This window comes from Bellilinea sp. (genome assembly GCF_034432615.1).
Lineage (GTDB): Bacteria > Chloroflexota > Anaerolineae > Anaerolineales > Anaerolineaceae > Bellilinea.
In genome coordinates this window covers 1-8,731 of the sequence record NZ_DAOUBL010000387.1, presented here as the reverse complement: position 1 = coordinate 8,731, position 8,731 = coordinate 1, and the positions used below count along the sequence as shown (strand labels likewise).

At 57.3% G+C, this 8,731-nt stretch carries 5 protein-coding genes; 2 read left to right on the top strand and 3 right to left on the bottom strand.

From position 1 onward, the window contains the following. Positions 1-186 precede the first annotated feature (186 nt). From VAE48_RS16970 to VAE48_RS16960, 3 genes are all read right to left on the bottom strand, one after another. Positions 187-489 carry a hypothetical protein gene (locus tag VAE48_RS16970; protein ID WP_322794522.1) on the bottom strand — a complete coding sequence of 101 codons (303 nt, stop codon included), beginning with the start codon at positions 487-489 and terminating at the stop codon, positions 187-189. Then, positions 486-4,847 carry a GAF domain-containing protein gene (locus VAE48_RS16965; protein ID WP_322794521.1) on the bottom strand — a complete coding sequence of 1,454 codons (4,362 nt, stop codon included), beginning with the start codon at positions 4,845-4,847 and terminating at the stop codon, positions 486-488. Before VAE48_RS16965 ends, VAE48_RS16970 begins: the two co-directional genes overlap by 4 nt. Positions 4,848-5,101: 254 nt before the next feature. Further along, positions 5,102-6,643, bottom strand: a complete 1,542-nt coding sequence (locus tag VAE48_RS16960; protein WP_322794520.1) for a histidine kinase N-terminal 7TM domain-containing protein — start codon at positions 6,641-6,643, stop codon at positions 5,102-5,104. Between the two features lie 580 nt (positions 6,644-7,223). Here VAE48_RS16960 and VAE48_RS16955 point away from each other — a divergent pair. Both VAE48_RS16955 and VAE48_RS16950 read left to right on the top strand, forming a co-directional pair. Further along, positions 7,224-7,982 (top strand): DUF429 domain-containing protein, encoded by a 759-nt coding sequence (locus VAE48_RS16955; RefSeq protein WP_322794519.1) that lies wholly within the window; start codon positions 7,224-7,226, stop codon positions 7,980-7,982. Then, complete coding sequence (locus VAE48_RS16950; protein WP_322794518.1) at positions 7,979-8,515, top strand: gluconokinase; 537 nt, start codon at positions 7,979-7,981, stop codon at positions 8,513-8,515. The genes VAE48_RS16955 and VAE48_RS16950 overlap by 4 nt, the downstream gene beginning before the upstream one ends. The last annotated feature ends 216 nt before the right edge of the window (positions 8,516-8,731 follow it).

The following is an 8,731-nucleotide window of genomic DNA, read 5'->3' as shown; positions in this document are numbered from 1 at the left end:
TACATCAACTTTCGAATTTTCGTCCCCCTCCCGCCTCCCCCAAAATCGCAGGGGCGATTTTGGGGGAGGTGCAGGGGGTCATTGGCATTGCCTGCCATGTTTTCATCTTGTCCCGAACTCATGTTATGATACAACCTTCTGTACAAAATTCAAGGGGGAGTTTCAAAATCACCCTTTTTTGTTTATTCAATCCTCTTCAATAAATTGTAAGCCGCGCAAACGCTGCTTGTGACGGCGGGCATTGCGGTACACACGAACGGCGCGATGTTCGACCTGATCTGTCTCTTCTTCCGTCCACTCCTCCCCGCCGATTGCCCCGCCAATCTTCTTCAATCGCTCTTTCAGGCGGGCTTTAGCCTGCCGCCGCAGGTTGACATAAAGCCCTTTTTCACGCCGGATTTTGCCCTCTTCCACAGCCAGCACATCCTCGCCGGTGTGAATGCGTCTGAACATGCGCTGTTCCGTTTCGCTCAACAGGCGGATTTTCACTCGCCGCTTTCCTCCGCCAGATATTCCTCAATCACTTCAAAGAACACCTTGACCACCTGCGGGTCAAAGTGCTTGCCGGCCTGTTCGCGGATGTACTCGAGTGCTCGGGCTTTCGTCCAGGCCGGGCGGTAGGGGCGGTCGCTGGTCAGTGCATCCCATACATCCGCCACCGCAAAGATGCGTGCTGCCAGCGGGATTTCTTCCCCTTTCAGCCCGCGCGGATAGCCGCTGCCGTCCCATTTTTCATGATGGCCGTAAGGGATGTCCAGGGCGGAGCGCAGGTATTGGATGGGGGTGAGCATCTCATACGCATAACGCGGATGTTTGCGCATAATTTCCCATTCCTCATCCGTGAGCGGCCCGGGCTTGAGTAAAACGGCATCGGGGATGCCCATTTTACCGATGTCATGCAGCAACGCGCCGCGCCGGATATGCGCCATCTGCTCGGAACTCAGTCCCATCCGGCTGGCCATCAGCAGGGTCAGGTTGACCACCCGTTGGGTGTGGCCTTCGGTTTCCTTATCCCGCAAATCCAACGCGCGCGACCAGCCCTCGATGGTTGCCTCATAAGCCAGGGAAAGGTCAAGATGGGTGCGCTGCAAATTCTCGAACAGCTGTGCGTTTTCAATGGCAATTGCTGTCTGGCGCGAAAGGGCTTCGAAAAAGGCCAACCACTCCTCCTGAGGTTCAAAGGGGGAACGGCTGAATACCTCCAGCACCCCCTTGACCTGCCCCTTTGCAATCAACGGCACACCGCAGTAGGAAACGAAACCTTCTTCTTCAATCCATTGCGGATGCAGGAAGGGCGGTTCGGCCTTATTCAAATCGCCGCAATGTACCATCCGCCTTTCCAGGGCCGCCAGCCCGGCCTGACTTTCTCCCAGATGCAGACGGGCTTTCTGGTAATACCGGGTGTTGAATCCGCGCCCGGCAGCATATTCGAGCACCAGCGTGTTGGGATTGAGCAGCAGCACCCCGGCTGCATCCATTTTCAAGTGCAGCAGGGTTTGCTCCAATAAAGCATCCAGTGAAAAACGTAAATCCAGGCTGGTGGTAATCACCCGGTCAATCGCTTGCAGCGCCTGCAACTGCTCCACCCGCCGGCGGGTTTCATCGTGCAGTTGCATACGCATTAAGGCGCTGGCAGCCATATCCGCCACCGAGCGCAGCAGACGCAAGTCATCTTCACCCAGAGGGCGGAAGCTGCCAATCCACAACAGCCCGTTGATGGTGTCGTCCGCGCGCAGCGGCACGCCGGCAATCGAATTGCATTCGCCTAACTGCTCAGGAAAATACACGCGCGGGTCTTGGCCGGCTTCATTGTTCAAATAGGTTGAGCCGCTTTGCAGGATAACGGCGCTCAAACCCTCGCCAGCCGGGATGATTTCGCCGGTTAGGGTTTCCCAAATCCCAACCCCCAATTCAATGGTGACATCTCCGCTGATGGGGTTCACCGTTTCCAGCACCACGCCATCCACTTCCATTTGAGTCATGATCTGTTCCAGCAATACCGGCAGCAATTCGCTGCGGGTGGCGGCTTTGCGTAATTCCGCGCTCAGGCGGGCAATCAATTCCAGCTCGCGCAGCCGCTGGCGGGTTTCCTCGAACAGGCGCACATTTTCAACGGTGGTGGCAAATTGGGCCGCCAGCGTTTCCAGCAGGCGACAGTGGGCGGTGGTATATACGCCCGGCTGATAACTTTGGGCCGAGATCATCCCCATCACCCGCTCTCCCTGCCGCAGCGGAACGGCCAGTACGGCGCGTACGCTTTGCGAGTCACCAAAATGTACCGTGGGAACGCTGGATTGGGTCAGATCCTCGATTAAGAGAGCTTTTTTTCGTTCAATTACCTGCGCGCTCAAACCGGCACCTTTTGCTACCCGTTGAGGCGGGTAATGCCCGCCGCGGTCATACAGATAGACCGCAGTATAGCCGGTTTGCTGCGGGTCTTCCAGCACAATCGCAAATGCCTCGCAGGGCATCAGCTGGGCAACCGCCTGGTGAATGGTTTGGTAAACCTGCTCGGTATCCAGCCGAGTTGTCAACAGGGTTTGACTGACCGAATGGAGCACGCTCAACTCCGCCAGCTGCTGGCGGGTCTGTTCGTTCAAACGGGCGCGCTGCAGGGCATTGCCGGCCATGTCGGCAATGGCTGTCAGCAGGCGCTGTTCGGCCTGGCTGGCCGTGCGCCGCTGAGCGAACCAGATGTTCATCACCCCAATCACGCCGCTGCCGGCGCGCAACGGCAGAGCAATCCCACCCTGCAAGGGCTGCAGCAATTCCTCCTCACCCGGCTTGAGCACCGTAACCGGGTCCTCGCGCCAGTCTTGAAAGGTGTACGCTTCACCGCTGGCAGCAACTGTGCCAACAACCCCTTCCCCCAAACGCTGGTGAAAGACCTTTTCCAATCCCTCAATCCATTCGCCCTGCGGGCTGAGCCAGGCGTGGGCTGCCAGTTCACTGAGGCTTTCATCCAGCAGGTAAATTGAACCGGCCTGCGCGCCAACCGAACGGACGGCGTGTTCCACAAAAATGTGAATCATTTCGACCACCGAATCGGATTGAGAAAGCGCGGCGGAAACCTGCTGCAGGGTTTGCAGTTCTTGCAGACGCTGGCGGGTTTCTTCAAACAGCCGGGAGCGTTCGATGAGCAGCCCGGCGGTGGCGGCAAAACTGGTCAGCACCTGTAAATCCTGATCGGTAAATGCCTTCTTGTGGGTGGAATTATCCAGCGCCAGCACGCCAATCGGCTTGCCGCCGGCCAGCAGCGGAGCAACAATGGCGCTTTGCACGGTCGCCATTTCGTGAATTTCTCCGTCGTAGCGGGTTTCATCCCGGCCGCGCGCATCCTCAATGACCAGCGGCCGGTTTTCACGAAAGGCTTTTGCCGAATAGCCGGATTGGATTGGGAAGGAGGCGGCTATCACCCTTTCGTCCTGGTAGCCGATGGTAGCCCGCATGTGCAGCCGCCCGTCGGAATCTGCCAGCAGGATGGAGCCTTTTTCGGCAGCCGGAATGGCGTGGCAGGCAGCTTCCAACAGGTGTTCCAGCAGCGGCTGGAGTTCGCCCTCCTGCTGTAAAATGTGCACCACGCGGGATTGCGCTTCCAGTTCCAGCTGGCGTTTCTTCTGGTCGGTAATATCCTGCGCAGCGCCGTAAATCCGCACGACCCGTTTTTGATGTTCATCCCAAACCGGAAAACCGTGGTCGCGCAGCCAGCGCACCGTTCCATCCTTGCGCACAATGCGGAATTCGCTGGTATCCGGCTGACCGTTCATCAGCCGTTCGGCACGCCGCAGGGCAATGGGCATATCCGGCGGGAAGATGAGCGCCTGCCAGCCGCCGCGCGCCTGCGATTCTTCCGGCGTGAAGCCGGTGATGCGTTCAAAACCGCCGGCAACCCATTCCCGCCGCAGGCTGCCGTCTTCCATTACTTCAAAAGCATACGCATAATCCGAAATCATCTCGGAAATGGCCCGGTAGCGTTCTTCGCTGTGGTTGAGGGAGTCGACCGCCTGCTGGCGTTCGGTCACGTCCTCGATGGCCAGCAGAATAAAACGGGTCTTGTTGTCTTCATGGTAAATGCGGCGGGCATTCAGCAGCATGATACGCCTGCCGATGTTTGGAAAGTCGTGGTGCACTTCAAAATCATTGAAACGGGTGTTGAGCGGCAGAATTTCTTCCAGCAGGCGGCGCAATTCGGGGATATTCCACTGGCCGTTGCCCAGTTCGTACAACAGACGATTTTCGGTATCTTCAGGAGTCGTCTGAAAGAGGCGGTAAAAAGCCGGGTTGGCGCGCACCACGCGCAGGTCGCCATCCAGCACCATCAACGGCTCACGCACGGTTTCGACAATCCCTTCGGCAAAGCGGCGCGCTTCGTCTACCTGTCTTTGGGCGGCCCGGTCGGCGCTCTGGTCGCGGAACACCAGCACTGCTCCGCTGATGCGATCCTCCTCGATGCGGATGGGAGCGCCCGAATCGGCAATTGGGATTTCTTCACCATTCCGGCGGATGAGCAGGGTGTGATTGGCCAGCCCCACCACAATCCCTTCTCTCAACACCCGTTGAAGCGGGTTTTCTACCGGCTGGCGGGTTTCTTCGTTGATGATGCGAAAGACTTCTTCCAGCGGTTTTCCGAGCGCTTCGGCTTCCTGCCAGCCGGTCAACGCTTCGGCAACCGGGTTGAGCAGGGTTACCTTCCCCTGCCGGTCACAGGTGATGACCCCGTCCCCGATACTGTAAAGGACGGCACGCAGCGCCGCTTCGCGCTCCAGCAATTCCTGATAGAGCGTCAGCAGCTCGCTGAGCGGTACATTGGCAGTTTTAGACGAAGGATTACGGGATGCCCGGCTCATGCTTTTCGACCTGTTCTCCACCGCCCCCGTTCTTTCCTTCAGTGCATTTTGCCGGGTCTCGCCTGCCTTTGTCAAAACCGCCCTGAACGACGAAAATCCATTGAATTAGAAAGAGATTGAGGGGGCTTTTACTTTAAGATACCACAAAAACTGGACAATACAAGCGGTGGTTTGAAAATTGTAAACTCATTCAATGCACAATTGTTCCGGTTTTAAAAACGTCCTCAAAGGGCAGCGGTGTCAGCAGGTTTCTGTCATACTGCCGCTTGATTGCGTCCACCGCCTTTGGCGCGGTAAAGGGCCAGATCAGCCTGGCGTAAGAAGTCATCCACGCAGGTCGTTTGACCTGCCTGGCTGACGAACACACCACAACTGGCGCTGATGGTGATTGAGGACAGTTCCCCGCTCATCCGGCAGGCGCAGATCAGCGCTCTTAATCGCTCAGCGATCTGCATCGCACCGCCGAACTCCACCCCCGGCAAGAAGACGACAAACTCATCCCCGCCGTAACGGCCGAGTACATCGCCTTGACGCAATCCGCTGTGCAGGCATTGGGCCACACAGCGCAATACTTCATCGCCGGTTTTGTGTCCAAAGGTATCGTTGATTTCTTTGAAGTGATCAAGGTCGAGCATTACCACCCCGAGGGGCGCTCCGGAAGCGGCAGATTGTTCCACCAGTTTTGCACCCCATTGCATCAAAGAGCGGCGGTTGAGTAAACCGGTCAGTTCGTCGGTGCTGGCCTGTTCATCCAGATGCTGAATGAGGCGGGTGGTTTCGCTGACATCGCTGATCAGGATTGCGCTGCCGCTGGTTTGTCCAAAGACATTCTTTAGCGGATACGAGCGCGCCTTAAAGTGACGCAAGCCGCCATTTTCATCCACCGCTGAAAATTCCAACTCCCCACCCGGCCTTTGCAGGCTGTGATGGGCAAACTCACCCAAACTGCCCTGGCGCGGAAATGGCTGACCGATTTTCCACCCCGCTGCTTCCGGCAGGTTGCGGGCGGCGTGGTTCATATCCAAAATTCGGAGTGAATGATCCAGTACGACAAAGGCATCCCGCACCGCATCCAGCGCCAGTTCACGCGCAGCGGGGACAATTTGAAACAACTCAAAGCGGAAGAGCGCAAGCCAAAAGAACAGCACGGTAATTGAAAGGGCAAGCGGCCCAGAGTCAATGCCGTAGGGGGTTTTACCGGCAGCATAAAAGAAGGTGACCACAATCGGGATGAGAGCGCCCAGCCCAAGCAGAGCCATCTGCGAGCGGCGGCGGCTCTCGACCCGGCGGGCATACCAGAACAAGAGCAGGGGTGAGATGCTGCCGGTCAGCAGCATGTAGGAAAGATGCACCCTGTACCACAAGCCGCGTTCAAAGATCAGCACGGGAAAATAATCCCCAGGCTCAAGACGGGGGGAAATGTAATACAACGAATGGTGTTCGACTGTCCACACCAAACCCAGTGTGATGAACGAAATCGCCAGCAGCCCGCTGACAACGGCACGGTGAACCGGCCGGTTTCTCACGAAGCGCAGGGTAAAGATGAGCATCAAAGCCGGCAGAAAAGCCAATCCAAGGTATTCAATGCGAATCGCCCAAAGCACATCCGTCAGATTGCTGCGGCTGATTTCGACGGCATAACCCAGTGAGTAAATCGCGATTGCCCAGGCCAGCAGCCCGAACTCTAAAGCCCCGGGTTGGCGGCGGCGCGCCTGTGCCCAGGCTGCCAGATAGGCGCACAGAACGCCTGAAACCAGCAGGAGCAACACAAGAACAAGGGGCGCTTGGGGGTGCAAAAGGCACTTTTCCGGCAAATCTAAAGAAAACGGATTAATCGCATTATAGAGCGATTGTGGAAAAATACCCATAAAATATGGGTAAAGATAACTTTCTGGGGTGGAATTATCCTGAGATCGGCATACGGGCAAAAACGGACAAGTAGCGAAATCAACCCCCTTCCCCTTCCCACAATATGGCAAAGCAAGTGCAGGAGGAGGCTGACAATCTCCAGTTTGACTTGGAAATGGGTTGTCCCGAACGGACATTGGTCAGCGCTTGCAGACTGCCGTCTGCCCGTTTTCGACTTTGAAAAAGCGATGGCTTTCTCAAAGTTCCTTGACAATCCTAAAACTTTGTATCGAAACTTGAATTGTGGCGAAACGACCCCCACCCACCTCCCCCAATATCGCGAAAGCGATATTGGGGGAGGCGCAGGAGGGGGCAAAATTGCTCGATTTGACGTATCAGTGAATTATTCCGAATAGACATCGGTCAGCACCGGCCGGCTGCTGTTTGACCGTTTTCGACATTGAGGAAGCCACGTTGAGAAAGCCGTGAGGTATTGACCTGCTCTCAACTCACGTTACAATCCATTTTATGCAAGAAACGTTGGCGGAATTGTATGTGGGTGCGGATGGCTGCCGCGCCGGCTGGGCCGCAGCCCTGCTTCAGCCCGCCCTGCGGAGTGTACGCCTGTGGATGGTTCCCTCTTTCCGGCAGTTGGTTGAGGATGTTCCTGCCGCCGCCGAAGTGTGGGTGGATATCCCCATTGGACTGACGGGCAGCGGCGCAACGCGCCGGCTGGATGAGGCGATGCGGGCTTCACTGAAGGAGCGCAAGAGCAGTGTCTTCCCGGCGCCTTGCCGTGCGGCGCTGGCTGCCCAAACCTACCCGCAGGCGCGGGAGTTGGAACAGCTGCACCATGCCCGCTCACTTTCGGCGCAGGCTTACCATTTGATCCCCAAGATTCGTGAGGTGGACGAACTTTTGCAAAATCAACCAGCCTGGCGCGCACGGGTGCTTGAATCCCATCCGGAGTTGTGTTTTCAGCGTTTGAATGGCGACCAGCCACTGCGGCATAGCAAGAAATACCCCGCCGGTTGGCAGGAAAGGGCCGAATTGCTGGAATGTTACCTGAAAGGCAGTCGTGAGGCTGCTTTGGACCTGCTTGCCAACACGCGGCGCGCGCAGGTACAGCCGGACGATGTTTTGGACGCGCTGGTTTTGGCGGTTGCTGCCTGGCTTAACCGCGGAGAAGAGGGCGGCTACCTGCGCCAGAAAGAATCTCAGGATGCAGCCGGAATTCCCCTGCGGATTGCCTGTCCGCCGCTGCTGCGCTGCGGAGAGACGGCATGACGATCCAGTTCTTCCTGCTGATGGGCGTGGCGGGCTGCGGCAAGACGACGGTGGGACGCGCGCTGGCGGAGCGGCTCGGCTGGGCGTTTTACGATGCGGATGACTATCACCCGGCGGAGAATGTGGCCAAAATGGCAGCCGGTATTCCGCTGACAGACGAAGACCGCGCCGGCTGGCTGGAAAGACTGCATGCTTTGATTTTGGAATGCCTGCGGAATGACCGGCCGGCCGTGCTGGCCTGTTCGGCGCTTAAGGAACAATACCGCCGGGTTTTGCTGGCGGAAGCCGAAGGCGTGCAGCTGGTTTACTTGCGCGCAGGATATGATGTATGCCGTCAGCGGCTGGCCGAAAGGCGCGGGCATTACATGCCGGTCAGTTTGCTGGCCAGTCAGTTTGAAGCATTGGAAGAACCAGCCGAAGCGCTGGTGATGGATGCCAGCCTGGGGGTGGATGAGATTGTCGGGCAAATTCTAACCGGCGCGGCAGCTTCAAATTCTCTTTTGGAACAGGGTGGGGAGATTGAACCGGGGTAAACACCACAACCGGCAAACAGATGTTGAAAGTCCGTCTGCCGGTTGAAGGAGTTTTCAGCAGCGCGCACTAACTCTTGATTAAGGCAAAGGCAATCGTGGCGTGGCGGTCATACTGTGATTGGCGACCGTAGCCATCGGTGGCGGTGGCGTGGGTAGAAAGGTTGACGGCAAAGGCAGCGCCGTCGTTGCAGGCAGTGCACGAACCGCCCAGATTAC